The sequence below is a fragment of the Desertibaculum subflavum genome (genome assembly GCA_003576705.1).
Classification (GTDB): Bacteria; Pseudomonadota; Alphaproteobacteria; order Ferrovibrionales; family Ferrovibrionaceae; genus Desertibaculum; species Desertibaculum subflavum.
The window spans coordinates 45,668-72,425 of sequence record QOZS01000028.1 but is presented as its reverse complement, the minus strand read 5'-3'; the positions used below and the strand labels follow the sequence as shown (position 1 = coordinate 72,425).

The window sequence follows — 26,758 nt, the reverse complement described above, 5'->3', positions numbered from 1 at the left end:
GCGCGCCGGCCGCACCGCGCACCAGGCGGCGAGCGCCGCGCGGTCGGCCGCGCCGCCGATTGCTGCCGCGCAGCGCGCCAGGTCGGCATCATCGGCCAGGGTCAGGGCGAGCCAGCGCCCGTCGCTGCCGCGGAAGCAGTCCTGCAGGGCCACGCCCGCTTCCGCATTGCCTTGGCGACGGGGCGCGCGGCAGGCGGGATCGGCGGCCGCGGCCAGGATCTGCTCGCCGATCAGGAAGCTCGTCACCTCGCGCTGCGAGATGTCGAGATGCACGCCGCGGCCGGTCGCCTTGGCCTCGCGGATCGCGGCGATGACGATGCCGGCGGCGAACAGCGACACCACCTGGTCGGGATAGTTCACGTCCATGCCGCTGATCGCGGGCTTGCCGTCCTCGTAACCGGTGAGCGCGGCGATGCCGCCGGTGGCATCAAGCGTCGAGCCGAACGAGCCGTGCAGGCGGTTCGGCCCGGTCTCGCCCTGGCTCGAGATCGAGGCCAGGACGATGCGCGGATTGACCTTGGCGAGCGCGGCATAGTCGAGCCCGGCCCGCTCCAGCACGCCGCGGCGGAAATTTTCGACGACGACATCGGCGCCGGCGATCAGGTCGAGGATCAGCTTGCGCCCGGCCGGCGCCTTCATGTCGATGGCGACGCCACGCTTGTTGCGGTTGGTGAAGCGGAATTGCGGCGAGCGGTTCCACCAGCCGGGTGCGCTGTCGCGCTGGCCGACGGCGCGGAACAGGTCCATGTAGCCGGCTGATTCCACCTTGATCACGTCGGCGCCGAGATCGGCCAGCATGGCCGAGGTATTGGCGCCGGCGGTGAGCTGGCCGAAATCGACCACGCGCACGCCTTCGAGAGCCCGCGTCACGCCCATGGCGGCGCCCCTTCGGCGACGGCGCGCGGCGCGAAGCCGCGGCCGTTCCACAGGACCGGCAGGCGCGGCAGGCGCAGCGCGCCGATCGCCGCGTGCTGCATCGTGGCGATGAAGTCGCGCGCCAGGTTCTGCGGATCGTCCAACAGGTCGCCCGGCGTGTAGACCGGGCCGAGCGGCACGCCGGCCGCCTGCGCGGCGGCATAGATCTCCTCCCGCCCGCGCGCCGCGAACCAGGGCGCGAGCATCTCGTACATCTCCGCCACGTGCCGAATGCGGCCGGCGCGATCGTCGAACTTCGCGTCGTCGAGCCGCGAAGGGCCGACCAGCCGGCGCAGGTTGCCGAATTGCGTCACCGTGAAGACCAGCGCGATCCAGCCGTCGCGGCAGGGCAGCACCTGGAATTCCGAGCGCGCGCCCTGCCGGGTCGGCGCCTTGCCGTCGGCCTTGGCGCCGGACACCGCCTTCCAGTTCACCCACAGCATGGTCTCGACCAGCGAAACGCGCGCCGGCTCGGGCGCGAGGCCGCGGTCCTTCGCCGCGAGGACAGCGGTCAGCGCGGTGAAGGCGGCGAGACCCGCCGGATAGGCGCCCTGGTGCCCGCCGAGGCGAAGCGGCTCGCGCTCCGGCTCCCCCACCATGTCGAGCAGGCCGCCCAGGGCCATCGCGGTGAATTCCGAAAGGCGGGGATGCGGTGGCGGCACCGTCGCCGGCAGGCCGGCGATCTCCACCAGGCCGATGCGCCGGCCGCGGGCCAGATCCGCCAGCGGTTCGCCTTCCTCCACCACGACGGCGTCGACGGCACCGGTCAGCACCAACTCGACGGCGCGCTGCCGTGCCGCCGGCTCGGCCGGCAGGCGGAACGTGGTCTTCCCGGTATTGAGGAACTGAAACAGCGCGCTGCGTTCGGCGGCAGGCCCCTGCGGCAGAAGTGGCGGCAGACGACGCAATGCGTCGCCCTCGGCCGGCTCCAGCTTGATCACCCGCGCGCCGAGGTCGGCAGCGATCTTCGTCGCAAGCGATGCCGCCAGCCGAAGGCATGGCGCCGCTTCGGGCGCGTTCAGCTCGACGATCGTGGCATCGGCAAGGGGCGGGCGCATGCCGGCGCACGCTATGGCCTGCCGGCCAGCCGGGCAATCAGCCGGCTGATGATTGCGGGGCTCCGGCGATCAGGCCGACAACCGCCCGATCAGCCGCGCCATGAAATCCTCGCAGGCGGCGATCTGCGCGAGCTCGATCCATTCGTTCGGCTTGTGCGCCTCGCGGATATTGCCCGGGCCGCAGACAACGACCGGCACGCCGGCCGACTGGAAGATGCCGGCCTCGGTCGCGTAGGACACCGCCTCGGTCGCATTGCTGCCGACCAGGGACTTCACCAGGATCTCGGCCGGCGAGCCCGCCTCGGGCACCAGCGGCGGCACGGCTCCGCGCAGCACCGTCTCGATCTCCGCCTCGGCATGGATGTGGCGCATGCGGGGCAGCACCTCGGTCGCGACATAGCGCGACAGGCGGTGCTGCGCCTCTTCCGGGTCGGCGCCGGGCAGCGAGCGTTGCTCCCAGCGGAAGGTGCAGCAGCGCGCCACGATATTGCTGGCCGTGCCGCCCTCGATGGTGCCGACCTGCACGGTCGAGAATGGCGGATCGAAGCGCTCCGCGCCCGGCGCGCGGCGGCTCTCGTAGTCGCGCTGCACCTGCATCAGGAAGCCGATCAGCTCCGCCGCAACCTCGATCGCGTTGACGCCGCGGTGGCGGGCGGAGGAATGCTGCTCCAGCCCGGTGACGGTGGTGACGTACGAGCGGCCGCCCTTATGCGCATCGACCACCCGCATCTCGGTCGGCTCGCCGATCACGCCGAGCCGCGGCCGGATGTCGTTGGCCTTCAGGTGATCGATCAGCCCGTGCACGCCGAGGCAGCCGACCTCCTCGTCATAGGAGAAGGCGAAGTGGATCGGCTCCTTGAGCCGCGCCTGCTTCATCTCGGCGGCATAGGCCATGGCGACGGCGATGAAGCTCTTCATGTCGGAGGTGCCGCGGCCATAGAGCCGGCCGTCGCGCTCCACCACCTGGAACGGATCCGAATCCCAGGGCTGACCGTCCACCGGCACGACATCGGTATGGCCGGACAGCACCACGCCGCCCGGGCCTTCCGGACCGATGGTCGCCCAGAGATTCGCCTTCTTCCCGGTCTCGTCATGCACCAGCACCGGACGGATGCCGAGGCGGTCGAGGTAATCGGCGGCGAAATGGATCAGCTCGAGATTGGACAGCCGGCTGGTCGTGTCGAAGGCGATCAGGCGGCGGACGAGATCCAGGCTCTCGGGGCGCGGTCCGGCCATCCTCAAGCCGCCGACCCGAGCGGCGGATTCCCGATCATCGCCAGGAACTCGCGCCGGGTGCGCGGATCGTCGCGGAAGGCGCCGAGCATGCGGCTGGTCACCATGCTGACGCCGGGCCGGTGCACGCCGCGCGTGGTCATGCATTCATGCACCGCCTCGATCACCACGGCGGCGCCGCGCGGGTTCAGCGCGTCCTGCAGCGTGTTGGCGATCTGCGCCGTCAGCTTTTCCTGGATCTGCAGCCGCTTGGCATAGGCATCGACCAGGCGCGCCAGCTTGGAGATGCCGACCACGCGCCGGTCGGGCAGATAGGCGACATGGGCGCGGCCAATGATCGGCAGCATGTGGTGCTCGCAGCGGCTTTCCAGGCGGATATCCTTCAGCACGATCATTTCGTCGTAGCCGTCGGTCTCCTCGAAGGTGCGGGCCAGCATCGCCTCGGGGTCGACGCCGTAGCCGGCGAAGAACTCGTCGAACGAACGGACCACGCGATCAGGGGTGCCGCGCAGGCCCTCGCGGGCCGGATCGTCGCCGGCATAGCGGAGCAGGGTTCGGACCGCCGCCTCCGCCTCTTCGCGCGTCGGACGGTCGTCCATATCGCGGGGCCGGGCGCCCGCCACCAGATCCTGCATGTTCCTGTCTCCGGCCGTTGTCAGTTGAGGCGCACAGCCTCGTGCGGGCTGTCGAGCGAGAAGGCGGGGATGGCGACATCGAAGCTCTCGCCGGACGCGGCCACCATGCGATAGCTGCCGACCATGATGCCGGAGGGCGTCGGCAGCGGGCAGCCGGAGGTGTATTCGAAGGCCTTGCCGGGGGCGAGCACGGGCTGTTCGCCGACCACGCCCTCGCCACGCACTTCCTGGACCCGGCCGCCGGCATCGGTGATACGCCAATAGCGGGCACGAAGCTGCACGGTCTCGGTGCCGTTGTTCTCGATGCGCACGCGATAGGCCCACATGAAATAGCGCTCCTGCGGCTTCGATTCGTCCTGCAGGAAGGAAGGCTCGACGCTGACTGCGATCCCGCGGGTGATCGTCCTGTACATGCCCGCTTCAACTCCCATCCGCACCGCCAGCAACGTGCTGCAGCGGCTGAGCCGCGTGCCAAGCGCACTATCGGGCGGGCCTTTCGGGTTGTCCAGCCGCGGCCGGCCGAGCCGATGTTTCCGCTTCGTTCCCTCCAGAGTCGCGGTCCACATTGTTGCCATCCAGTCACACAGGCTGCCTAAACCATCATCCGGCGGCGCAGAATGCGGCTCAGAAGGCTGGCAAAACTCGACAAAATCCAGCGGGTTGGGCATGGTCAACGCGATTTCGTGACCAGTTCCCCCCAAAAACTGTTCGAGAGTGGAGCCATGAGAAAACTCAGCATCGGAATGCTGCTTGCAGGAAGCATGCTCGCAGCGCCGGCTGCACTGGCGCAAGGCGCCGGTCCTGCGCCGGGGTGGTACCTGGGCGCGGGCGCGGGGATCAATCTGAAGGAAGATTCGAATCTCTCCGGCGCCGGCGTCGGCGATATCGATTTCGATCTCGGCCCGGCCGGTCTGCTCAATTTCGGCTATCGCTTCGGCTATCTCAGCCTCGAGGTCGAGCCGAGCATCCGCTACAACTCCGGCGACACCAGCGTCAGCAACGGTAACGGCCGCACGATTGGCCTGATGGGCAACGTGATCCTCGATTTCTTCCCGCAATCGGCGTTCAGCCTGTATGTCGGCCTCGGCGTCGGCGGCGCGGAATCGAAGTATACCAAGCTCCGCACCGGCGGCGGTGCAAAGCTGCTGAGCGACAATGACGACATCAACTTCGCCGGCCAGGGCATCGCGGGCATCCGCTACACGCTGAACCCGAACTGGACCCTGAACCTCAGCTATCGCTACTTCCGGACCATCGATCCGGACCTGAAGCTGGCCGGTGGCGGCAATGTCGACGCGGAAGACCGCAATCACTCGCTGATCGCGGGCTTCACCTATCACTTCTACACGCCGCCGCCGCCGCCGCCGGCGCCGACTCCGGTCGCAGCGCCGCCGCCTCCGCCTCCGCCCCCGCCGCCGGCACCTCCCCCGGCACCGGCGCTGCCTGAGGTCTACATCGTGTTCTTCGCCTTCGATAAGACCGACATCACGCCGGTCGCCTCCGAAGTGCTGGATCGCGCCATCGCCGACTTCCGTCGTACCGGCTTCGCCAAGTTCGAGATCCAGGCGCATGCCGACCGCGCCGGCGGCGACGCCTACAACCAGCGCCTGTCGGAGCGCCGCGCCAACGCGGTTCGCGGCTATCTGATGCAGAAGGGCATTCAGACCGGCCAGATCGATCTGCAGTGGTTCGGCGAGACCAAGCCGCGCGTGCCGACGCCTGACGGCGTGCAGAACGACCAGAACCGGCGCGCCGAGGTGTTCCTCCGGAAGTAAACTTTCCTTCCGGGGTCATCCCCGAGGGCGGCTGCTCCCACTGGGCAGCCGCCCTTTTTCTTTGTGCAGTTCGGTCGCTGGTCCGCCAGACCGGTGGCGCCGACGGCCGGCGGCCGTTCCCCCGGCTATGGTCCGCTGATCTCAGGCGCGCAGTGCCCGGTCCAGATCCTCGATCAGGTCCTCGACATCCTCGAGCCCCACCGACAGCCGCAGCAGGCCATCGCCGATGCCGAGGGCCTGGCGCTCGGCCGCGGGCAGGCGCTGATGCGTCGTCGTGGTCGGATGCGTCACTAGGCTTTTGGTGTCGCCGAGATTGTTGGAAATGTCGATGACGCGCAGCGCGTTCATCACCCGGAAGGCGCCCTGGCTTCCACCCGGCACATCGAACGAGACGACGCCGCCGCCGAGCCGCATCTGGCGCTGCGCCAGCGCCGCTTGCGGATGATCGGCGCGGTGCGGGTACAGCACCTTGAGCACGCGCTTGTCGCCGGCGAGCCAGTCGGCGACCTTGGCCGCCGCGCGGCAATGCGCATCGACGCGGAGCTTGAAGGTCTCCAGCCCCTTGAGCAGCACCCAGGCATTGAACGGGCTCAAGGCCGGGCCGGTATGGCGCAGGAACGGCAGCAGCACATCGTTGACGTATTTCGCGTCCCCCAGGATCGCGCCGCCGAGGCAGCGGCCCTGCCCGTCGATGTACTTGGTGGCGGAATAGACGACGATATCGGCGCCGAGCTCGAGCGGCCGCTGCGCCAGGGGCGTCGCGAACACGTTGTCGACGATGACGCGCGCGCCCGCCTGGTGCGCGATCTCGCACACCGCCTTGATGTCGACCAGTTCGAGCGTGGGATTGGCCGGGCTTTCCAGGAAGACGCAGCGGGCGCCCGGCGCCAGGGCCGCCTTCCAGCCTTCGAGGTCCGGGCCGTCCACCAGCACGGTAGTGACACCGAAGCGCGGCAGCAGCTCGTCGATCACATAGCGGCAGGAACCGAACAAGGCTCGCGCCGCCACCACCCGGTCGCCGGCCTTGACCTGGCAGAGGATCGCGGCGGTGACCGCGGCCATGCCGGTCGCGACCACGCGACAGGCTTCGGCGCCTTCGAGCAAGGCGAGGCGCCGCTCCAGCATGGCGAGCGTCGGATTGCCGAGCCGGCTGTAGGTGTAGCCGTCGCTCTCGCCCTTGAAGCGGGCGGCCGCCTCCTCCGCTTCGTCGTAGCGGAAGCCCGCGGTCAGGAAGATCGCCTCGGAGACCTCGCCGAGCTCGCTGCGGCGCGTGCCGCCGCGGACCAGTCGCGTCGCCAGGCGCCAGCCTTCCTCGCGGGCCTCGATGGTCGGTTCGTTCGTTCTTTCGGCCATGAAAAAAACCCCCGTGATGCGCGATCAGGCGGGGGCTTCAGCCGTTGGCCCTGTCGGTGCGTCGAATTGCTTCGGCGCCGTGGGGGCCACCCACCCGACCTTTTAGCGATTGATTTAACGTGGCCGCAAGCCGGTCGGCGCAAATCACCACGTGTGCGTTTCCTACAGGGCAGCCACGCTCTGGTCAACCGTTGAGCCATGCGGACACCCTGGCCAGGATGCGCGCCCCTATGCCGGCTGCCCCATGACCACCACAACCCTGGCCTCGCCCCCGGCCACGTTGCGCGCCGCCGATCTCGGCCTGCTGGCGCTGCTGACGCTCGGCTGGGGCGCCAACTGGCCGATCATGAAAGTGGCGCTGGAAGGCTTTCCGCTATGGACCTTCCGTGCGCTTTGCGTGATCGCCGGGGCCGTCGGGCTGCTCGGCATCGCGCTCGCGACACGCCAGAGGGTCGCCCTGCCGCGGCGCCACTGGCCAAGCTTCGTCGCCATCTCGTTCTTCAACATCACGGCGTGGAATCTGGGCGCCCTCTATGCCTTGACCCGATTGCCGTCCGGGCGGGCCGCAGTGATCGCCTACACGATGCCCCTCTGGGCCATCCTGCTCGGCCGGCTGGTGCTGGGCGAGACCATCGACCGCTGGCGCTGCCTTGGCCTCGTGCTGGGGATGGCCGGGTTGTCGCTGCTGATCGCCGGCGACGCGGCGAGCCTGGCGGCGGCGCCGGTCGGCGCCGTCCTGATGCTGGTGGCCGCCATCTCCTGGGCGATCGGGACGGTGTTGCTGAAGCGCTTTCCGGTGCCGGTGCCGGCGACCACCAATGTCGGCTGGCAGATGGCGATCGGGGGCCTGCCGATCGTGATCGGCGCCATCCTGCTGGATTGGGGCAACCTGCCGGTGCTGGCCCCGGGCCCGGTCCTGGCGACGCTCTACAACATGCTGGTCTGCTTCATCTACTGCTACTGGGCGTGGACCCGGCTGGTGCTGCGGCTGCCGGTCGCCGTGGCTGGGATCTCGACCCTGCTGATCCCGGTGGTGGGCACGGTGTCGGGCATGCTGATGCTGGGCGAGCGGCCGATGCCGGCGGATTTCGCCGGCCTGGCCCTGATTCTGGCGGCGCTTGTCTGCGTGCTGATCCTGCCCCAGATTCTGGCCCGCCGACGGGGCCGAAGTTCGGCCTGATTATCCGGTTGGCACCGCCCCGACCGGTTGCTATAGAGCCGGCCCTATTCCGCGGTAGCTCAGCTGGTAGAGCAGGCGGCTGTTAACCGCCGGGTCGCAGGTTCGAGTCCTGCCCGCGGAGCCACACTTCGTAAGAGGCGGTCGGTAAGCTCACCGGCCGCCTTTTCCGTTTCTAGACCACCAGCAATCGACTTTAAGGATCCCTGGCTACGCGAAAGCCGGTGCTGATGCCTCGATAACCGCTGACGAGCCAGGCCCGCCCGCCTGCCCGAACGTTCCATTGAATGCTGATCCATGACCCGCCGCGCGCCGGCCGTCGCGCGCAATCGCCGGTCAGCCAAGGGCTGCCGTCCGTCGGAGCGCCCAGGTAGTTGTCGTTCCAGCAATCCTCGATCCACTCGTAGACGTTCCCCAGCATGTCGTGCAGGCCAAAGCGGTTGGTCCGGAAACGCCCGACCGGCGCCGTGTGGACGTGGTTGTCGGCGCACAGGAACGTCCGCACGTTGCTCAAGGTCCAGTTCAGTGCGCTTGCCGCGGTGATATCGGCGACATTTGCGAAGCTGCAGGCCACTTCCGGTATGTCGCCCCAATAGCGCGCGCCCTCTGCCCCGGCGCGCGCGGCATATTCCCACTCGGCCTCCGACGGCAGCCGGTACTTGCGGCCTGACTTCCGGCTCAACCACGCCAGGTAAGCCTTGGCGTCGTCCCAGCTGACGCAGACCACGGGATGGTCGTCGCCTTGCCGAAAGCCGGTGTCGCGCCATCCCTTGCCGCGACGTTCTTGATACCCCCATTGGTTCGTCGCGGCATCGCGTTCGAGGATGTAGCAGGCGTCCCCCGCTGAAAAACCGGTCTCGGCGACGAACCGACCGAATTCCGCCCTGGTGACCTCATAGACGCCGATCGCCTTGCCGGTGGCGATCGTCACGCGTCGCTCCGGCACTGCCCAGCCACGGAACTTCTCTGGCACGCCCTCGCGTTCGTCTTCCGCAGCGGAGGCGCCCATCTCGAAGCTGCCTTGCGGCAGCGGCATCATCAGCGGGCATCCTTCGCAGTCGCGAAAGGCGCTGCTCTGTGGTTGCGCCGCCGCCGGCGCAGCCGCCAGCAGCAGCGCGACAGGAACCAAGACAACACCCATCCACCGAAACATGCCGCCCCCGTCACCCTGATCGGCTAGTGCTTTGCCGCGCTGACATGCACACCGGCCCAGTTGGCGCCCGGCGGCATCGTACGGAAGCGTCCGATCCTCCCGATGAAAACGTCATAGAGCTCGTGCAGCGACGGCCATGCCGCGTTGCAGGCCGCAGCATGCGCCTCCGCGCCGTCCCAGTCCTGCGCACGATAGGCCGCGAGGAACAGCCCGTGCCGCCGGCGCAAGTCCTGGAACGGCTGAGATTGCGCCATCGCCTCGTCGCCGAGCAGCGCGAATACACGGGTCGGCTCCTTCTTGCCGCGCACCGCCAGCAGGTCGATCTCCAGCGCGGCGAACTCAGGCGCCGCGCTGCGGGTCATCTCGCCGATGACGATCGGCACGCCATAATCTCGCGATTGCCCCTCGAGACGGGAAGCGAGGTTCACGTTGTCGCCGATCGCCGTGTAGTCGAAGCGCTGCTTCGAGCCCATATTGCCGACGATGCATTCGCCGGTGTTGATGCCGATACCGATCTCGAACTGAAAGTTCTGCTCCCGCCGGATGCCGGATTGCAGCTCGTGGGCCCGGCGTTCGACATCGCCGCGATCCGGGGCTTCCGCAGCCGCCAGGATATCCGTCAGCAAATCGCGCGCGTCGGAAAGGCCGCCCTGGCTCGCCAGCAGCAGCCAGGCCCCGCCCTCGACGGAATCCCGCGGCACGCCGCGGCCGGCGAGATAGCGTCGGCCGATATGCAACTGCGCGCGCCCGTGACCTTGCCGCGCCGCCAGCAGAAACCACTGCGCCGCCGCCACGGGATCGGCCGGCAGCCCGGCCCCGTCGCGATAGGCCTTGCCGAGGTTGTACTGAGCGCCCGCATAGCCGAGCTCCGCCGCCTTGCGGAACAGGGCCGAGGCCTTCGAGAGATCGAGCTCGCCGCTCGGGCCCTCGCTGTAGCGTTTCGCCATCGCATACTCGGCCCGCAAGCCGTCATCAGCGCCCAGCACCGAGGTTCGCAGATTGGCGTTGATGCTCTCCAGCTCCCGCATCATGGCCAGCGCCGCCTTGCAGGCGCGCGCGGCATGTGCCGCGTCGTCCACCGGCGCGTTCCAGAACGCCATCACGCAATCGCCCATGTACTTGTCGATGGTACCGCCGAAGGTCAGGATCACATCGGTCATCGGCGTCAGGAAGCCGTTGATCAGATGCGACAACTTCGCCGGGTCGCTCTTGAACCGTTCGGAGATCGTGGTGAAGCCGCGAATGTCGGAAAAGAGGATCGTGAGCGTACGCACCTCGCCGCCGAGTGCGAGCTTGCTCGGATCCCGGCTCAACTGCTCGACGACCGCCGGCGCAAGATATTGGCCGAAGGCGTGGCGGATCTCCTGGCGCTGTGCTTCGGCACGGGTGTAATTCGCATAGGCGAGAATGAAATAGGCGCCGCCGGCGCCCATCAGCGGCAGCGCGCTGTCGACCAGCAGCTGATGACGCAGGTAAGCATAGACCACGCCGCCGATCGCAAGCGACGACAGCAGTAGCAACAGACCCAGCGACGGCGCGGCGCCGATGCGCGGGACCAGCACGATCATCGAGCCGCCCACCACCAGTATGAGCAGAATTTCAACGGCCAGCAGCCAGCCCGGCCGATCGACGAAGCTGCCGTCGATGGCCGCCTCGATCACATGCGCATGGATCTCGACGCCGGGCAGCGCGGGCGAGATCGGAGTCGGCTTCAGATCGTGCAGCCCGAGCGCGCTGGTCCCCACCAGAACGATCTTGTTCGCCAGCAGCTCCGGCTGCGCCCGGCGGTTCAGCACGTCGAGCGCCGGTACATAGGGCACCGAGCCCGGCGCCGCGAACCGTGCCCAAACTCGGCCATTGGCGTCGGTCGGGATGCGGACGGCACCGGCGAGCACGCTGTCGATGCCCGCAGCATTGGTCCGTACGCCGAAGGCCGCTCGCCCGGTCGCCACCCGCAGCACTTCGACCGAAAGCGCTGGATAGATCACCGATCCGACCGCCACCAGCATTGGCAGACGTCGCACCACGCCGTCGCCCTCGGGGTGCATGGTCACCATGCCGATACCGCTGGCCGCATCCTCGATGACGGAAATGTTCCGCAGAACGCCCTCATAGTTCGGCAGCCAAGGCAGCGGATCGTCGCCGATCTTGGCCATCGGCGTGCGTTTGAAGCCCGTCGGCGCGGAACCCGCGACCGCGCTGCGCTGCGCGGATTGGGAGATTATGACCCTCTTGTCCCGCATGGTCCGGGCCATGACCAGATCATTGTCCAGTACGGCGAACAGCTGACGCGCCAGCTCGGGCGCCAGATCCGGCCTCTCCGCGGCGATTCTCGGCAGCGAGGTGCGGTCCGGCTCCGCGAAGAAAATGTCGAAGGCGACGATCGCGGCGCCCTGTTCGGCAAGAGCCTCGATCAGCCTCGCCACCGTGGTCCTGGTCCAAGGCCATTGCCCGACGCCCTTCAGGCTCTCGTCGTCGATATCCACGATCGTGACGCGCTGTTGCACCACTTCGCGCGGAAACGTCCGTTGGAGAACATCGAATCCGCGCTGCTGCAACAGAACCACGGGTTCGAGATCAAGGACGCGCAGCAAGCAGAGCGCCACCAGAAGAAACGCCGCGATCCACCGGCTGGAGCCCACCAAGAGAACAGAGAAATTCTTGAGCCGTTCGGACAGCCGCGGCATCAACGCTCCCGGAATCCCTCGTAACGGATCCTGAGGACAGGCTTCAACAGGAACTCCATCACGGTACGTGTGCCGGTATGGACATCGACGCTGGTCTGCATCCCGGCCGTGATCGGCAAGGCGTCGCGCTCTTCGCCGAAATAGTTCCGGCCGGTCTCGACCATCAGTTTGAAAAAGGCCACGCCGTCCTGTCCCACGGTGGAATCGGCGGCGATGCCGGTTACCCGGCCTTCGAGCGCACCGTAGCGGTAGAAATCATAAGCCGTGACCTTGACCTGCGCCGGCTGGCCCACGCGCACATAGCCGCGATCCGCCGGCATCAATCGCGCCTCGACAACCAGCGTGGCCTGGGTCGGCACGACCTGCATGATCGGCTCGCCCGGTCGCACCACGCCGCCGATTGTTGTATAGCGCAGATCCTTCACCACGCCATCGGTCGGACTCAGCACCTTGGTGCGGCGTACCTGATCGGTGGAGATCACCAGCTGCTCGCGGATACGGTCCATCTGCGGCTCGTTCTTCGCCAGCTCTTCCAATGCGTCGCGCCGGAATCTCGCCTCCTGCTCCTTGAGCCGAAGCTGCGTCTCCTCCAGCGCGGCCTGGGCTCGCGGAACCTGGATTGCCAGCCCAGCGACCTCGCCTTCCAGCATCTCGTATTCGCGTTGCACCGCGAGGTGATCGAGCTTGGAGGTCAGGCTCTTCTCCACCAGCTCGCTCGACATGCGCATGCGCTCGCGCGCCAGCCGGAGATCGCCGCCGATCGTCCGTTGCCGCTCGCGCAGCTGGCGGATCTCCAGCTCGCGTTGGCGGACCAGGGCCTTCAGCGCCTCGACGGCGCTCGTCTGCTGTTCCGTCCGGGCGCGGTAGTTCTGCTGTTCAGCCGCGACGAGGTCCGGTCGCCGGCGCGCCGGCTCGGGGGGAAACTCGACCGGGCTGCCGTTCGCCTCGGCCAACAGGCGCGCCCGCGCAATGAGCAGCGCGTCGAGACGGACCTGCAGCTCCTCCCGGTTCGCACCGGATGCCGATAGGTCGAGCTGCAGGAGCGGCTCGCCCTCTGCGACAACACTGCCTTCTTGCACATAGAGCTCGGCGATCATCCCGCCTTCGTAGTGTTGAACGACCTTCACCTTCCCTTGCGGAACAACTTCGCCTGAGGCGCTCGCGACCTCGTCGAGCTCGGTCACCGCCGCCCACCCAATGCCGGCAACGATGAGGGCAATCGACGCCCAAACGATCGGGCCCCAGCGCGGCGATGGGTGCTCCGCCAGGAGGTCGTCGACAGCGCTCATGCCGACCTCGCCGGCGCGGCCGCGGTATAGAGCCGCGGCAGCATTTCCGCCGCCGGGCCCGCCGCAATCCTCCCACCGTCCAGAACGGAAACGGTCTGACAGATGCCGAGAATCGCGGCGCTGTGAGTGACGACGATGATCGAGCGTTCGCGCGACAGCGTCGCCAACGCATCGCGCAAGTCCTGCTCGGCACGGCGATCGAGGTTCGCCGTCGGCTCGTCGAGCAGCAGGATCGGTGGATCTCCGAGGAGCGCGCGCGCGAGAGCGATCCGCTGGCGCTGCCCGCCGGACAGCCTGGCCCCTCCTTCGCCGACATCGCTGCCATAGCCTTCCGGCATATCGGCGATCATCGAGTGCACGCCTGCCAGTTGAGCCGCGCGAATGAGGGTCTCGTCGGGAACATTCGAACGGCCGGCCTCGATATTGCGTCGGACGCTGCCCTGCAGCAGAACGCTTTCCTGCGGCAGATATCCGATCCACTCGTTCAAATCGCGCCGGCCGAACTGCGCGATATCCGATCCGTCGATCAGCACCCGGCCGGAGGTCGGCCGATAAAGACCCAGCAACAGCTTCAGCAGCGTGCTCTTGCCGCTTCCGTTCCGTCCTACGATCGCGTGCAGGCCCGGGTGCCCGAACGTGCAATGTATTCCGGCAAAGACCGGCTTCGCCGCGCCGCGGTAGTGGAAGGCGACGTCTTCGAGTGTGATGTCGCCGCGCGGCCTGCCGAACTGCACCTCGGACTCGAAACGATCCTCCGGCAGGGCGAGCACCTCGCGCAGGCGCGACCGCGCCTGCCGATAGCCGACCAGGGCGCGCCAGCTGCCGACCAGCTGGTGAAACGGCGCGACGACACGGGCCGCCAGCAGGTTGGCCGCCACCAGAGCACCGATCGTCAGCCTCTGATCCAGGATGGCGAGGGCGCCGACCGTGGTCAGCGCCACCGTGACCGCGGCCCCAAGTCCGAAGGAGATGTTGCCGAACCGGTCGGCGCGCCGGCCCCGCTCGATGGCGGCGCGCATGGCGCCGGCATGCCTCGCCTCCCAGTTCGCCCGCAAGGAGGGCGCCATGCCGAGTGCCTTGACGGTCGCCCGCCCGGCGACGATGTCGCCGATCAAGGTGTCGCGCATGGCGGTGGCGCGCTGCTCGATATTGCCGGCGGCGCGCACGCTTCGGCCCGACCACCAGGCGAGGCCGATGAAGAGCGGCAACGCCACCAGCAGCACCCAGGCGGCAGGCTCCGCAATGACGAAGACGACAGCCAGGAACAGCAACGCGAAAGGCAGGTCGCACAGCAGCACGGCGATGGCGCCGCCGGCCGTGTTGCGGACGGTTTCCAGGTCGCGGAACAGCGCCTGCCAGAACGCATTCGGCCGCGCCTCCAGCTCGGCGAGCGGCAGGGCGAGGAGTTTTCCGAACACCCGGCTGCCGAGCTTCGCGTCGATCAGCAGCGATGCCCGCTGCAACAGGCGACTTCGCAGCTGTCGCAGCAACTGATCGAACAGCAGCGCGATAAACACGCCCGCGACCAGGCCTTCGAGCGTGGTCAGTCCCGCATGCACGATCACACGGTCGTAGACTTGCAGAACGAAGATCGGGACGACCAGCGCGATGAGGTTCACGCCGGACGACAGCACGAACACCTGAGCGAAGATCGGCCGCAAGGCCCGCGTCAGCCCGAGGCGCGCCGCGCCGATCGGGTCGGATTCCTGTCGCTCAGCAACGTCGGCCACCGCAGCACGTTCCTATGTCGACGGGGGCGTGAACGTGAGGTCGGGCGATTCGAGGCCGGTATCGCCCATCTGGGCGATGGCCGTATAGCCTTCCGTGGCGACGTCGGGATCGTAGCTCAGCAATCCATTGCCATCGCGAACGAAAACCGCCCCGCTCGCCACGCCTGAATTGGTGCCGTCATAGGCGTCATCGATGAACACCAGAGGCGCCGGGGAAAATTCGGCGGAGTTGAACACGAGGGAGTCCTCGCCGCTCTGGAAGTCCAGGATGCTGTCGACCGTGACGCCCGCAGCCGCGACAGTCTGGTTGCCCGCAACGGCGGTGGCGTCGCCAAGGGCGGCATACTCGAACCGGTCGGCGCCCTGACCGCCCTCCATCGTGTCGGCACCGATGCCGCCGATCAGTCTGTCGGCACCCTGACCGCCGAGAATGTTGTCGTTGCCGGCACTTCCCTCGAGAGCATCGTTCCCCTGGCCGCCCTGCAGCGTATCGTTGCCAAGCCCGCCGATCAGCGTATCGCCGCCCTGCCCGGCTTCGATCCGGTCGTTGCCCGATCCGCCAAAAATCAGGTCGGGGTCACTGCCCTGGGCCGTGATGACGTCATCGCCGGAGCCGCCATAGATCGTGTCGCCCCCGGCCTGGCCGTCGATGGTGTCGTTGCCCGCGCCACCATAGAACAGGTCATTGCTGTTGGCGCTCCCAGTCAGAGATTGCGGGCCGGGCAGACCGAGATAGTCGAAGTCGTTCGGATCGGCGTTCGGATCGTCGTTGACGGTGATGGAGATCGCCTGCGTGTCCGTCAGCGTTCCGTCGGAGGCCTGGACGACGACATCATAGATGTTGTCGCCATTGGCGTCGGACGGCACTTCGAAGATCGGCGGCGGGAAGAGCGAAAGCTCGCCCGTGGCGCTGTCGATCATGAAGCTGCTCGCATCGGCGCCGCCGACGATGGCATAGGTCAGGATCGATCCGTTGTCCGGATCGGCGGCCAGAATCGTGGCGACGGCGCTCGTGCCCTCCACGATGGCGAATGATGCGACCGCCCCGCCCCCGTTGGAGGTGATGGTCGGCGCATCGTTGATGCCCGTGATGGTCACGGTGACGGTGGCGGTCGATTGCACCCCGCCGGAATCCGCCATCGTGTAGGTGAAAGTGTCGGTTGCCGTCTCGCCTTCGGCCAAGCTCTGGAAAGCCGCGCCCGCGGCGTAGGTCAAAGCAGCCCCGCCGGCGAGGATGCTGACCGAGCCGAGCGTGCCGGCTGTGTTGACGCCGACGATGACCCTGGTGTCGCTGCTGTCGGGATCGGTGTCGTTGGCAAGCGCCAGAACGGTGACCGTATCGCCCGCAGTAGCGGATACCGCATCGTCGACCGCGACCGGGGCGTCGTTGACGCCTGTTATGGTCACCGTCACGGTGGCGGTCGATTGCACGCCGTTCGCATCGGCGATCGTATAGGTGAATGTATCGGTCGCCGTCTGACCTTCGCCCAGACTCTGAAAGGCGTTGCCCGCCGAGTAGCTGATCGTCGTTCCATTGGGGTCGATGCTGACCGTGCCGAGGGTATTCGACGTATCGACCGCGACGATGGTCACGGGATCATTAGGCGGGGCGGTGTCGTTTGCCAGAACATCGATCTGCATCGTGCCGCCGCCGGGCGCCGACAGGCTCTGGTCGGCCACTGCGACAAGGGCAGACGGTCCAGTCGCTGCCGGCGCTGTGGTCACGCGATGATCGCCCGACGCCAGAAGGCGCGAGCTGCCTGTCCCGATCAACGGTCCGGTCAGGGTGAAGCCGCCCAATCCTGCAATCGGGCCGACCGCGACGAGGCCCGCCGAAGTGACGATCAGGGCCGACGGCCCGAAGATGCTGATCCCCGCGCCGGCGGCCGCCGCCTCGCCTTGCACGCCGGCGGCCGGCGAAATGCTGGCCAGGGCGGTGGAGGCGGCATCGCCCTGTTTCGCCTGCCCGGCTTCGTTGGTGTTTGATCCGCCCTGGCCCGAGGCGGCGCGCATGCCGCCGGTGACCGGCCCCTCGCCGCGGCCGGGTGCGGGCGGCGGCAGCAGCTGGGGCTGCTGCAGGTCGCGCTGCAGACGGATAATGCTGTTGTTGATCGCGTTCGCGCCGTAGCCGCGCAGGGCGCCGTACTGCGCAGTGATATTGCCGAGCGGCGTGGCGATCGGAATCGACGGCGCCGCCAGATTGCTGCTGACGCTGACGACGAAGCCGGCGGAGAGGTTCTGCGAACCGCCGGAATTGCGCACGCTGATCTCGCCGTCGATCACCGCGATCGACGCCCCGCCGGCATCGCCCGGCCCGAGAATCACGAACCCGACTTCGGTGCCGCGAATGCCCACGGTCGCAACGGGCGTGCGGATCTGCACATTTTGCGGCGCCACCTTGGCGATCTCGCCGCTGATGTATACGAAGGTTCCCTGCACCAGGGAGAAGGCGCTGCGGGATTCCCCGCCGGGATTGTAGACGAGTTCGTCGAGCACCATCCGCGTGGCGGAATCGAGCGAGAAACTCGTCTTGTCGTTGAACACGATGGCGAGCCGCGAGCCCGGTGTGGTTTCGACGACATCGCCCTGGAAAACCGGCGTTCCGATGGCAAGTGGGCCGCGCGATCCGTCGGTGCGCTGCACGGTCGCATCGCCGGTCAGCGCCTCGACCGCGCCGATCGCCGGCCTTCCCGCCGGCGCGCCGGTCTGAGCATAGGCGCCCGCAGACGGCGGGCCCGCCAGTATATCGGCCAGATCGCCGGCAATCTCCGCACCGAACTCGCTGACGAGTGTGGGCGGATGCGCGCTGGCGAAGTAGTCGACGACCAGCACCCGGCCGCCGTCGCGGCCGACCAGCAGCAGGTCGTCCCCGATCCGCTCGAACTGGGCAGAGAGCAGGAAGTTGCCGTTCGCAATCCGAACCGATCCTCCCGGATCGGATCGGATGACCGTGAGAGGCTCATCGTCGGCCGAGAGCTGGCCGACCGGCACCGCTATTCTCTGCTGCATAACCATGGGCACACCCGCTGGCTAGTTCTTGTTCTCGGTGCGCAACGCAGTTGCTTCCCTGATATCCTGGCACCGTCCCGCCGACTGTGCGGGACGACACTCTTGCCGCGGTTTCTTTCAACGGCGCTTCGGCAGATTCTCCACTTCCATATCCCCAATAGCCGCGATCAGCCGATAGATCGCAGCCTGCGCATCATAGGTCGCCGCGACCAGGTTGATGCGCGCGACATAGACCTCGTTTTCGGCGTCCAGCACGTTCAATGCCGTCTCCCGCCCGGAATCGCGCAACGACTTGCGCGCCTCGAAGACCTCGGAGGCGATTGCGACGGCGTTGGTGAGCAGTGCTTCCCGCGTCCGTGCCGTCTGCAGTGCCTGCCAGGCGAGCTTCACCTCCTCGATGGTCTTGCGGCGGACCGCGGTCTCGTTTTCCCGACTGGCGGCCGCATCATGGGCCGACTGGCTGACAGTGTAGTCGGTCGCGAATCCGGAGAAGATCTGCCAGGTCAGCTGCAACAGGATGGCGCCGTCGCGCCGGGTGCCCGGCACGCCGTCGTAATCGCGCTCCCAGTTGGCCCGCCCGACGAGATCGACACGCGGCCAGTATCCCGAAGTCGCGCCGCGACGCTTCTCGTCGGCCAGCCGAACCAATTCCGAGGCTCGCCCGAGCCCCGGGTTCCCGTGCAATGCGTTGTTGACCGCTTCGTCCAGTGAATCCGGAAGGACGCTGTGGGGCAGCTGGGGTTCGACCAGGGTATCGGTGATGACATCCATGTCGAACACTTGCCGGAAGCGTGTGTGCGCGTCGATGCGCGCACCCTCGAACGCGACACGTCGTTCCCTCGCGATCTGAAGCCGTGCCCTGGCCAGCAGCACGTCGACGGCGATGCCGGCGCCACCCTGAAGGCGTTCGCTCTCGAGCCCCAGCTGCCGGGCGATGGTCTGCTCATTCTCGGTGGCGAGCTTGACCAGACGATGCTCCCGCAGGAGGCCGAGATAGGCGTTCACCCCTTCCAGCAGAACCGTCTGGCGCACGCTGCGTAGATCGACACGCGATGCGTCGCGCGTGATCTCCGCCTGGCGCAATCCGGAATTGCGCCCGTAGCCGTCGAACAGGTTCTGCCTGATGCTGAGCGTCAGCTTTCGGCTGGCCGCGTCGAACGGATCCTGATTGGCATCGCGGCGAGATGGTGTGTCGGAGCGCTCGTAGCCGCCATCCCCGGTTATTTCGACCGTCGGCAGAAATCCAGAAGTCGCAATTCCGATACCGCTCTCCGCAGCGGCTACCCCGCTTTCGCTGGCACGTATCTGAGGGTGGCGTTCGACCAGGGTCTGCAACGCATCTTCTAAAGTGAGAGCGCCGGCCGGTGAGGTAAGGACGGCCATCGCAGCCACTACGGCCCAGCGAAAAACTGTGAGGCGCTGCCGCTGAATAGAGCCGCTCATTTGGAAAGCCCCCCGAACCCCTTTTGATGATCTCAGAAAGTTAAGTGGAATTCACGTTGTAAAGAGGGTCCGCCGTTTCTTAACTGGTATTCACCTTACCATAAGGTTCTTGTTCCCAGCTTCCCATGCCTCCAATGGACTAAATCTCAAGCGAAGGCCGCCCCCTCCGATGTGGAAAGTACAATGATGTACGAAGTTAAGTGCCCCTGGGTATACCCCCGTGTGACCTAGAATTATTAGGCATAATCACGTAATTATACCATATTGTAAGACAATATATCTCAGAAAATCGAAATTTCAATACGGACTTCGTGATGGTTTTATTTTTGATTTAATATCACGCAACGTGGAGAATCGGGCTACGCGCAATCGCCACTGCCCGCGAATATTCATTGTTTTCGGGCGTGCGCGGCTTTCTTGGATCATGCCGAGAATGGTCGTAAATCATGGGACAACCGAGCGCCGGAGCGGCATCGGAATCGCCTAACTTGGGGACATCCTCTCGCTGCTGAGGTACGGCGACCCCGGCACGCCGCTTGCTTGTCAATACAATTAAATACACTGTTTGTGCGATTGGAGCGGGGTTCAAGTTGTCAGCCGAAACTTTCAACTCGATGGTGGCGCAGCCAATGGCGCTCGTCGGGCATGGTCTGGCACTCTCGCCGGACCGTCTGCAAGGCACAGCGTTCGAAAAGTCTTCACAAAGGGGAGCCAGTTTCTGAAGGAAGCGGCCGGTATATCGCCGGCCGCTTTCGCGTCGGTCCCTGTCTTCTCCGCTCCTGTCTTCTCCGCCCCTGCCTTCCAGGGCCGCCTCTCCCGCTTTCCCGTCCGGCACCGTAAAGTCCTCGGAGAAGAATCATCCGGGGAGGAAGCCATGCCGGTGCCGGCAGAGCTGAAGACGGTCGCGGTGATCGGCAACGGCATCATTGGGCACGGCGTCGCCCAGGTCTTCGCCATGGCGGGCCGCAAGGTGGTGATGATCGGCCGGAGCGAGGCGAGCCTTGCGGCGGCGGTCGAGAAGATCGGCGCCGGGCTGCAGGCCTTCCGGGCGCACGGCCTGCTGGACGAGGCGGGCGCCCGCGCCGCCGCGGCGCGCGTCTCGACGGCGACCGATCTCGGCCGCGCCGGCGGGGCCGAACTCGTGATCGAGGCGGTCACCGAGGAGCTGGCGCTGAAGCACCGCATATTCGAGCAGCTCGATCAGATCTGCGCACCGCCCGTCGTGCTCGCCTCGTCGAGCGGCCAGCCGGCCTCCGCTCTGGTGGCGCGCGTGAAGCGGCGCGAGCGCGTGGTGGCGGCGCATTTCTGGTACCCGCCGCAGCTGATCCCGCTGGTCGAAGTTTGCGCCGGACCGGAGACCGATCCCGCGGTGGTGCCGTGGGTGTGCGCAGAGTTGAAAGCGGCTGGCAAACAGCCGGTGGTGATCGACAAAGAGGTGCCGGGCTTCATCGGCAATCGGCTGCAATTCGCGCTGCTGCGCGAGGCCTGGGCGCTCTGGGCCTCGGGTGCCGCCTCGGCCGAGGCGATCGACGCTGTGGTGCGCCATTCCTTCGGCCGGCGGCTCGCGGTGACCGGGCCGATCGAATCCGCCGATGTCGGCGGCCTCGACACCATGGTCGCCTTCGCCCGCTTCCTCGATCCAACGCTGGACACGTCGAAGGAGCCGCCGAAGGCGCTGGACGACCTGGTCGCCGCGGGCCATCGCGGCCTGCCCTCCGGGCGCGGCGTCTACGACTGGAAGAAGCGCGACGGCAAGGCGCTGCTCGATGCCCGCATGGCGGAGCTGTTCCGCTGGCTCGCCGCCGATCGCGGCGGATGAAGACCGAGCCCTATTGGTGGGACGCGGCGCGGCCCAGCCGGCCGGAGCCCGAGCCGCTGCCGCCGCGCGCCGATGTCGTTGTCATCGGCGGCGGGATCACGGGCCTCGTCGCGGCGCTCGACCTCGCGCGCGGCGGGCGCCATGTCGTCGTGCTGGACCGTGATGCGATCGGCGCCGGCGCCTCGACGCGCAATGCCGGCTATCTCGGCCGCACGCTGAAGCACGGCTTCGCCGAGATCATGGCGGCCGACGGGTTGGCCCGCGCCGTCGCCGTCTATGGCGAGATGCAGGCCGCCTTCGACAGCGTCGCCGACCTGATCCGTGACGAAGGCATCGATTGCGGCTTCGCCCGCTGCGGCCGCTTCACGGCGGCGCCGACACCGGCGCATTACGCGGCGCTGGCGCGCGAGCTTGCCTTGCGCGAGCGGCATCTCGGCCATCCCTTCGAGATGCTGCCGCGCACCCGCCAGCACGAGGAGATCGCGACGGATCTCTGGCATGGCGGCGCCGTCATCCCCGATCTCGGCGCCCTGCATCCCGGCCTCTACCACGCAGGACTCGCGGCGCGCGCCGGCGCCGCGGGCGCCGTCCTGCACGGCGGGACCGCGGTGCGCAGCGTGAGCGCCGAGGCCGACCGCACGATCGTCGATACCGCGCGGGGACGCATCGAGGCGCGCGACGTGCTGGCGACCACCAACGGCTATACCGACGATGCCGCCGGGCTGCGCAACCATGTGCTGCCGTTCGACGCCTATATGATCGCGACCGAGCCGCTGCCACAGACCCTGATGCAGCGGCTGATTCCACAGGGCCGCACGGTGATCGACGACGGCCGCAATCCGCTCTTCGTGCGCCCCTCGCCGGACGGCAGCCGCATCCTGTTCGGCGGCCATACCGGGCGCCGGGTGCGCGATCTCGGCCGCATGGCCGCGCGGCTGCGCCGCTCGCTGATCCGGCTGCTGCCCGATCTCGGCGACGTCGCGGTCGGCCATGTATGGACCGGGCGTTGCGCCGGCACCGGCGACCTCTATCCGCATATCGGCTCGCGCGGGCGCATCCATCACGCCATGGGCTATTGCTTCGCCGGCGTGCCGATGGGCACGCATCTCGGCCGCAAGCTGGCGGCGCGGCTGCTGGGCCGGAACAGCGGCGCCACCGCCTTCGACGGACTGCCGCTCCGCCCCGTGCCGGCGCACGGCATCGCCGCGTCGCTGACGCCGCTGGTGCTGCGCTGGTGGGAATGGCGGGACCGCCCTAGGTCCGGCTGAGCACCGGTTGCTGCACCGAAGTCCGGGGGTGACGCGCGACCGCCTCCCGGTAGATCAGCAGCATCTCGATCCGCACATCGTCCGTGGAAAGCGGCAATACCAGCGTCTCGTACGCCCATTCCCTGCCGTCGAGAACCAGCGTCCCGGTCTCATGGTACGGCTCGCCGTGGGCCATTGCTGCGGCATAGAGCCGTTCGACATAGCTGCGAACGTCCGGTTCCGGAATATCCTCGGTGAAACGGCCCGTCATTTCGTAGCCGAGTTGCTCCGTAAGGCCGGTGGAAACGACGCGATAGCGGAATCGCGGCGGTGAGCCGGCGCATTCGACCAGCGACACTTTTCCCAGGGCGAATGCGAAATCGGCCGGCGCGATGTCCTTCCTGGCCGGCCAATGCCGGCCGCCACGGCGCTCCAACCAGTAGTCGAGGAGTCGTCGCGCGCTTTCGCCGAATCCGGAGCTGTCGATCTGCATTCGTGCCTCGCGCCGTTTCGACAATAGCACTCGTCGAGACGTCGAGACAGGTGCGCCCGGAACCTATCTCAGCCGCGGCCGATCATCGCCAGCAGCTCGCGCCGCGTGTCGCCCTGCTCGCGGAAGGCGCCGAGCATCGTGCTGGTCACCATCGAGACGCCGGGCTTGTTCACGCCGCGCGTCGTCATGCACTGATGCGCCGCGTCGATCACCACGGCGACGCCCCTGGGCTGCAGCACTTCGTTGATGGTGTTGGCGATCTGCGCCGTCATCTTCTCCTGGATCTGCAGCCGCTTGGCATAGACCTCGACCACGCGCGCGAGCTTGGAGATGCCGACCACGCGCTTGTCGGGCAGATAGGCGACATGCGCCCTGCCGATGATCGGCACCATGTGGTGCTCGCAGTGGCTGGCGAATTCGATGTCCTTCAGCAGCACAACCTCGTCATAGCCCTCGACCTCCTCGAAGGTGCGCTCGAGGATCTGCTTCGGGTCTTCGCGGTAGCCGGCGAAGAACTCGTCGTAGGAGCGCACCACGCGGTCGGGCGTGCCGGCCAGCCCTTCGCGGTCCGGATCGTCGCCGGCATAGAGGATCAATGTGCGGATCGCCGCCTCGGCCTCCTCCCGGCTCGGCCGGCGGGCATGGAAAGCGCGCAATTCGGCGGCATCTGCGTCAATCACGTCCAGGCGCGGCGGCGTCATCGGGTTCTTTCCTCCCATGCCCCTGCTTGTGGGCCAATAGCTTACGACAATAGGCCCGCCGCGGATCAGGGCGAGCAGCCAGATTCGATATAGGGCGCCCACGGGTCACGACCAGAAGCACCGAAAAAGAGGCAGAAAATCGACGATTCTGCGGCCTTGCCGCCGTCTGCGACCGCCCCTAGATTGCCGGCCCATTGCCCCGGAGGGTTTTGGCAAGTCCCCACGCGCCCCAGGCGCGGCCATCGGCCGCATCGAGGCGATGGTATGGAGTTTGCTGTAAGCTTTCGGGGACAACGCCGGCCGGGAGCCGGGAAAAACGGGGAGGCGGCAAGTATCACATGTCCGATGACGTCATCCTCGCGACCGAGGGCTTGACGAAGGAGTTCCGCGGTTTCGTCGCGGTACGCGACGTCAGCCTGCGGGTCCGTCGCCATACCATCCATGCGCTGATCGGCCCGAACGGCGCCGGCAAGACCACCTGCTTCAACCTGCTGACCAAGTTCCTGGTGCCGACCCGCGGCAGCATCCACTACAACGGCCGCGACATCACCCGCGCCGCGCCGGCCCAGATCGCCCGCATGGGCCTGGTGCGCTCGTTCCAGATCTCCGCCGTGTTTCCGCATTTGAGCGTGCGCGAGAACATCCGCGTCGCCCTGCAGCGCAAGCTCGGCACGGCGTTCCACTTCTGGCGCTCCGAGAGCAGCCTCGACCAGCTGAACGACCGCGCCGACCAGCTGGCCGACGAAGTGGGCCTCAGCGAGTATCACGGCGCCACGGCGGGCGAGCTGCCTTACGGCCGCAAACGCGCGCTGGAGATCGCCACCACGCTCGCGCTCGAGCCCGAGATGCTGCTGCTGGACGAGCCGATGGCAGGCCTCGCGCATGGCGATATCCCGCGCATCGCCGAGCTGATCAAGCGCGTCGCCACCAACCGCACGGTGCTGATGGTCGAGCACAACATGAAGGTGGTCGCCGATATCAGCGACACCATCACCGTCCTGCAGCGCGGCGAGGTGCTGACCGAAGGCCCCTATGCCTCGGTGGCGGAGGATCCGCGGGTGAAGGAAGCCTATATGGGAACCGGCCATGGCTGAGCCGCTGCTTCAGGTGCACGGCCTGCAGGCCTTCTACGGTGAGAGCCACATCCTGCACGGCGTCGAATTCGAGATCCGCAAGGGCGAGGTCGTGACCCTGCTCGGCCGCAACGGCGTCGGCAAGACGACCACGCTCAAATCGGTCATGGGCATCGTCGGACACCGCACCGGCTCGGTGAAGTTCGAAGGCCAGGAGACGGTGAGCCTGCCGTCCAACCGCATCGCCCGCCTGGGTATCGCCTTCTGTCCGGAGGAGCGCGGCATCTTCGCCAGCCTCAATGTCGAGGAGAACCTGACCCTGCCGCCGGCGGTGAAGCCGGGCGGCATGACGGTGGGTGAGATCTTCGGCCTGTTTCCCAACCTGCAGGAGCGCCGCCGCAGCCAGGGCACCAAGCTCTCCGGCGGCGAGCAGCAGATGCTGGCGATCGGTCGCATCCTGCGCACCGGCGCCAACCTGCTGCTGCTCGACGAGCCGACCGAGGGCCTCGCGCCGGTGATCGTGCAGCGGATCGGCGAGGTGCTGCGCCAGCTGAAGGCGCGCGGCTTCACCATCCTGCTGGTCGAACAGAACTTCCGCTTCGCGGCGACCGTCGCCGACCGGCACTATGTGATGGAGGACGGCAGGGTGATCGATCACCTGACCGCGGCGGAAGTGGCCGGCAGCATCGACAAGCTCAACGAGTATCTCGGCGTCTGAGCCTTCGACGCCCCAACCAGCGGAGGAAGAGTATGCAACGGATGAAGCAGCTGATGAGTGCAGCCGCGATGGTGGCGCTTCTCGCCGCCCCGGCCGCCGCCCAGGTATCCGACGACGTGGTCAAGCTCGGCGTGATGAACGACCAGTCGGGCCTCTATGCCGACATTACCGGCCCGGGCTCCGTCGTCGCCGCCCGCATGGCGGTGGAGGATTTCGGCGGCAAGGTGCTGGGCAAGCCGATCGAGGTGGTCTTCGCCGATCACCAGAACAAGCCGGATATCGGCGTCAACGTCGCCCGGCAGTGGATCGACACCCAGCAGGTCGATGCCATGGTCGACGTGCCGACTTCCAGCGTCGCGCTCGCCGTGCAGGAAGTGACGCGGCAGAAGAACCGAGTGTTCCTGATGTCCGGCCCGGCCTCGTCGGACCTTACCGGCAAGGCCTGCTCGGAGACCGGCATCCACTGGACCTACGACACCTACGCGCTGGCCAACGGCACCGGCAAGGCGCTGGTGAAGCAGGGCGGCGATACCTGGTTCTTCCTGACTTCGGACTACGCCTTCGGCCACGCGCTGGAGCGCGATACCGCGAAGTTCGTCACCGATGGCGGCGGCAAGGTGCTGGGCGTGGTGCGCCACCCGCTCAACACGGCCGATTTCTCCTCGTTCCTGCTGCAGGCGCAGGCCTCGAAGGCGAAGGTCATCGGCCTTGCCAATGCGGGCGGCGACACCATCAACTCGATCAAGCAGGCGGCCGAGTTCGGCGTCGTTGCGGGCGGCCAGCGCCTGGCCGGCCTGCTGGTCTTCATCAACGACGTGCACGCGCTCGGGCTGAAGACGGCGCAGGGCCTGGTCGTGACTTCCGCCTTCTACTGGGATCTCAATGACGACACGCGCGCCTTCGCCAAGCGCTTCATGGAGAAGCACAAGGGCATGGTGCCGTCGATGATCCAGGCCGGCGTCTACGGCGAGGTCATGCACTACCTGAAGGCGGTGCAGGCGGCCGGCACCGACGAGGCCAAGGCGGTGGCCAAGAAGATGAAGGAACTGCCGATCAACGACTTCATGACCAAGAACGGCTCGATCCGGCAGGACGGCCGCGTGATCCGCAACATGTACCTGCTGCAGGTGAAGAAGCCCGAAGAGTCGAAGGCCAAGTACGACTACTACAAGGTGCTGGCGACGATCCCCGGCAACGAGGCGTTCCGGCCGATGGCCGAGGGCGGCTGCCCGCTGGTCAAGGGCTGACGT

Annotated in this window: 21 protein-coding genes, 1 tRNA gene and 1 riboswitch; of the genes, 8 read left to right on the top strand and 14 right to left on the bottom strand. The window is 67.3% G+C overall.

Going from position 1 to position 26,758, the window contains the following annotated elements:
• The 5 genes from DT074_RS15900 to apaG all read right to left on the bottom strand — a co-directional run.
• Positions 1-876 (bottom strand): CaiB/BaiF CoA transferase family protein (locus DT074_RS15900; protein ID WP_368744702.1); only part of this gene is annotated, 876 nt, incomplete at its 3' end.
• Positions 867-1,973, bottom strand: coding sequence for a CoA transferase (locus tag DT074_RS15895; protein ID WP_119420837.1), 1,107 nt, complete (start codon positions 1,971-1,973; stop codon positions 867-869). The genes DT074_RS15900 and DT074_RS15895, both read right to left, overlap by 10 nt.
• Before the next feature lie 69 nt (positions 1,974-2,042).
• Positions 2,043-3,209, bottom strand: coding sequence for an acetylornithine deacetylase (gene argE / locus DT074_RS15890; protein WP_119420836.1), 1,167 nt, complete (start codon positions 3,207-3,209; stop codon positions 2,043-2,045).
• Positions 3,210-3,211: 2 nt separating this feature from the next.
• On the bottom strand, positions 3,212-3,841 hold the full coding sequence (gene folE, locus DT074_RS15885) for a GTP cyclohydrolase I FolE (RefSeq protein WP_119420835.1): 630 nt from the start codon (positions 3,839-3,841) through the stop codon (positions 3,212-3,214).
• Positions 3,842-3,861: 20 nt separating this feature from the next.
• The gene (apaG, locus tag DT074_RS15880; RefSeq protein ID WP_119420834.1) at positions 3,862-4,254 is read right to left on the bottom strand and encodes a Co2+/Mg2+ efflux facilitator ApaG/CorD; all 393 of its coding nucleotides are present in this window, start codon (positions 4,252-4,254) and stop codon (positions 3,862-3,864) included.
• Positions 4,255-4,458: 204 nt separating this feature from the next.
• On the opposite strand from apaG, the gene DT074_RS15875 reads away from it, so the two are divergent.
• A complete protein-coding gene (locus DT074_RS15875) occupies positions 4,459-5,616 on the top strand; it encodes an OmpA family protein (RefSeq protein WP_119420833.1) in 1,158 nt (385 codons plus the stop codon).
• Positions 5,617-5,757: 141 nt separating this feature from the next.
• Here DT074_RS15875 and metZ read toward each other — a convergent pair whose 3' ends face one another.
• A complete protein-coding gene (metZ, locus tag DT074_RS15870) occupies positions 5,758-6,969 on the bottom strand; it encodes an O-succinylhomoserine sulfhydrylase (protein ID WP_119420832.1) in 1,212 nt (403 codons plus the stop codon).
• Positions 6,970-7,051: 82 nt separating this feature from the next.
• A riboswitch (SAM riboswitch) is annotated at positions 7,052-7,130 on the bottom strand.
• 83 nt (positions 7,131-7,213) lie between these two features.
• On the opposite strand from metZ, the gene DT074_RS15865 reads away from it, so the two are divergent.
• Together DT074_RS15865 and DT074_RS15860 are read left to right on the top strand one after the other, a co-directional pair.
• On the top strand, positions 7,214-8,149 hold the full coding sequence (locus DT074_RS15865) for a DMT family transporter (RefSeq protein ID WP_119420831.1): 936 nt from the start codon (positions 7,214-7,216) through the stop codon (positions 8,147-8,149).
• A 48-nt stretch (positions 8,150-8,197) separates the two neighbouring features.
• Positions 8,198-8,273 (top strand) — tRNA-Asn (locus tag DT074_RS15860).
• A gap of 69 nt (positions 8,274-8,342) precedes the next feature.
• Here DT074_RS15860 and DT074_RS15855 read toward each other — a convergent pair.
• From DT074_RS15855 to DT074_RS15830, 6 genes are all read right to left on the bottom strand, one after another.
• Complete coding sequence (locus tag DT074_RS15855; RefSeq protein WP_162914943.1) at positions 8,343-9,275, bottom strand: formylglycine-generating enzyme family protein; 933 nt, start codon at positions 9,273-9,275, stop codon at positions 8,343-8,345.
• A 47-nt stretch (positions 9,276-9,322) separates the two neighbouring features.
• Positions 9,323-11,986 carry an adenylate/guanylate cyclase domain-containing protein gene (locus DT074_RS15850; RefSeq protein ID WP_119420829.1) on the bottom strand — a complete coding sequence of 888 codons (2,664 nt, stop codon included), beginning with the start codon at positions 11,984-11,986 and terminating at the stop codon, positions 9,323-9,325.
• Complete coding sequence (locus DT074_RS15845; protein WP_119420828.1) at positions 11,986-13,275, bottom strand: HlyD family type I secretion periplasmic adaptor subunit; 1,290 nt, start codon at positions 13,273-13,275, stop codon at positions 11,986-11,988. Before DT074_RS15845 ends, DT074_RS15850 begins: the two co-directional genes overlap by 1 nt.
• On the bottom strand, positions 13,272-15,005 hold the full coding sequence (locus DT074_RS15840) for a peptidase domain-containing ABC transporter (RefSeq protein ID WP_119420827.1): 1,734 nt from the start codon (positions 15,003-15,005) through the stop codon (positions 13,272-13,274). Before DT074_RS15840 ends, DT074_RS15845 begins: the two co-directional genes overlap by 4 nt.
• Positions 15,006-15,017: 12 nt before the next feature.
• A complete protein-coding gene (locus tag DT074_RS15835) occupies positions 15,018-18,020 on the bottom strand; it encodes a cadherin-like domain-containing protein (RefSeq protein ID WP_119420826.1) in 3,003 nt (1,000 codons plus the stop codon).
• Between the two features lie 111 nt (positions 18,021-18,131).
• Complete coding sequence (locus DT074_RS15830) at positions 18,132-19,397, bottom strand: TolC family outer membrane protein (protein ID WP_368744701.1); 1,266 nt, start codon at positions 19,395-19,397, stop codon at positions 18,132-18,134.
• Between the two features lie 934 nt (positions 19,398-20,331).
• Between DT074_RS15830 and DT074_RS15825 the strand changes: the two genes are divergently transcribed.
• Together DT074_RS15825 and DT074_RS15820 are read left to right on the top strand one after the other, a co-directional pair.
• On the top strand, positions 20,332-21,276 hold the full coding sequence (locus tag DT074_RS15825) for a 3-hydroxyacyl-CoA dehydrogenase family protein (protein WP_119420824.1): 945 nt from the start codon (positions 20,332-20,334) through the stop codon (positions 21,274-21,276).
• The gene (locus tag DT074_RS15820; protein WP_119420823.1) at positions 21,273-22,544 is read left to right on the top strand and encodes an NAD(P)/FAD-dependent oxidoreductase; all 1,272 of its coding nucleotides are present in this window, start codon (positions 21,273-21,275) and stop codon (positions 22,542-22,544) included. Before DT074_RS15825 ends, DT074_RS15820 begins: the two co-directional genes overlap by 4 nt.
• On the opposite strand, the gene DT074_RS15815 is transcribed toward DT074_RS15820, so the two are convergent.
• Both DT074_RS15815 and folE (DT074_RS15810) read right to left on the bottom strand, forming a co-directional pair.
• Positions 22,531-23,016, bottom strand: coding sequence for a PAS domain-containing protein (locus tag DT074_RS15815; protein WP_119420822.1), 486 nt, complete (start codon positions 23,014-23,016; stop codon positions 22,531-22,533). The two genes, DT074_RS15820 and DT074_RS15815, sit on opposite strands and share 14 nt — an antisense overlap.
• A 68-nt stretch (positions 23,017-23,084) precedes the next feature.
• On the bottom strand, positions 23,085-23,717 hold the full coding sequence (gene folE, locus DT074_RS15810) for a GTP cyclohydrolase I FolE (RefSeq protein WP_162914941.1): 633 nt from the start codon (positions 23,715-23,717) through the stop codon (positions 23,085-23,087).
• A gap of 338 nt (positions 23,718-24,055) precedes the next feature.
• Here folE (DT074_RS15810) and DT074_RS15805 point away from each other — a divergent pair, with 338 nt between their 5' ends.
• The 3 genes from DT074_RS15805 to DT074_RS15795 are packed head-to-tail and all read left to right on the top strand — an operon-like array spanning position 24,056 to position 26,755.
• A complete protein-coding gene (locus tag DT074_RS15805; RefSeq protein ID WP_119420820.1) occupies positions 24,056-24,811 on the top strand; it encodes an ABC transporter ATP-binding protein in 756 nt (251 codons plus the stop codon).
• Positions 24,804-25,508 (top strand): ABC transporter ATP-binding protein, encoded by a 705-nt coding sequence (locus DT074_RS15800; protein ID WP_119420819.1) that lies wholly within the window; start codon positions 24,804-24,806, stop codon positions 25,506-25,508. The genes DT074_RS15805 and DT074_RS15800 overlap by 8 nt, the downstream gene beginning before the upstream one ends.
• Before the next feature lie 32 nt (positions 25,509-25,540).
• Positions 25,541-26,755, top strand: a complete 1,215-nt coding sequence (locus DT074_RS15795; RefSeq protein ID WP_119420818.1) for an ABC transporter substrate-binding protein — start codon at positions 25,541-25,543, stop codon at positions 26,753-26,755.
• Positions 26,756-26,758: the final 3 nt, after the last annotated feature.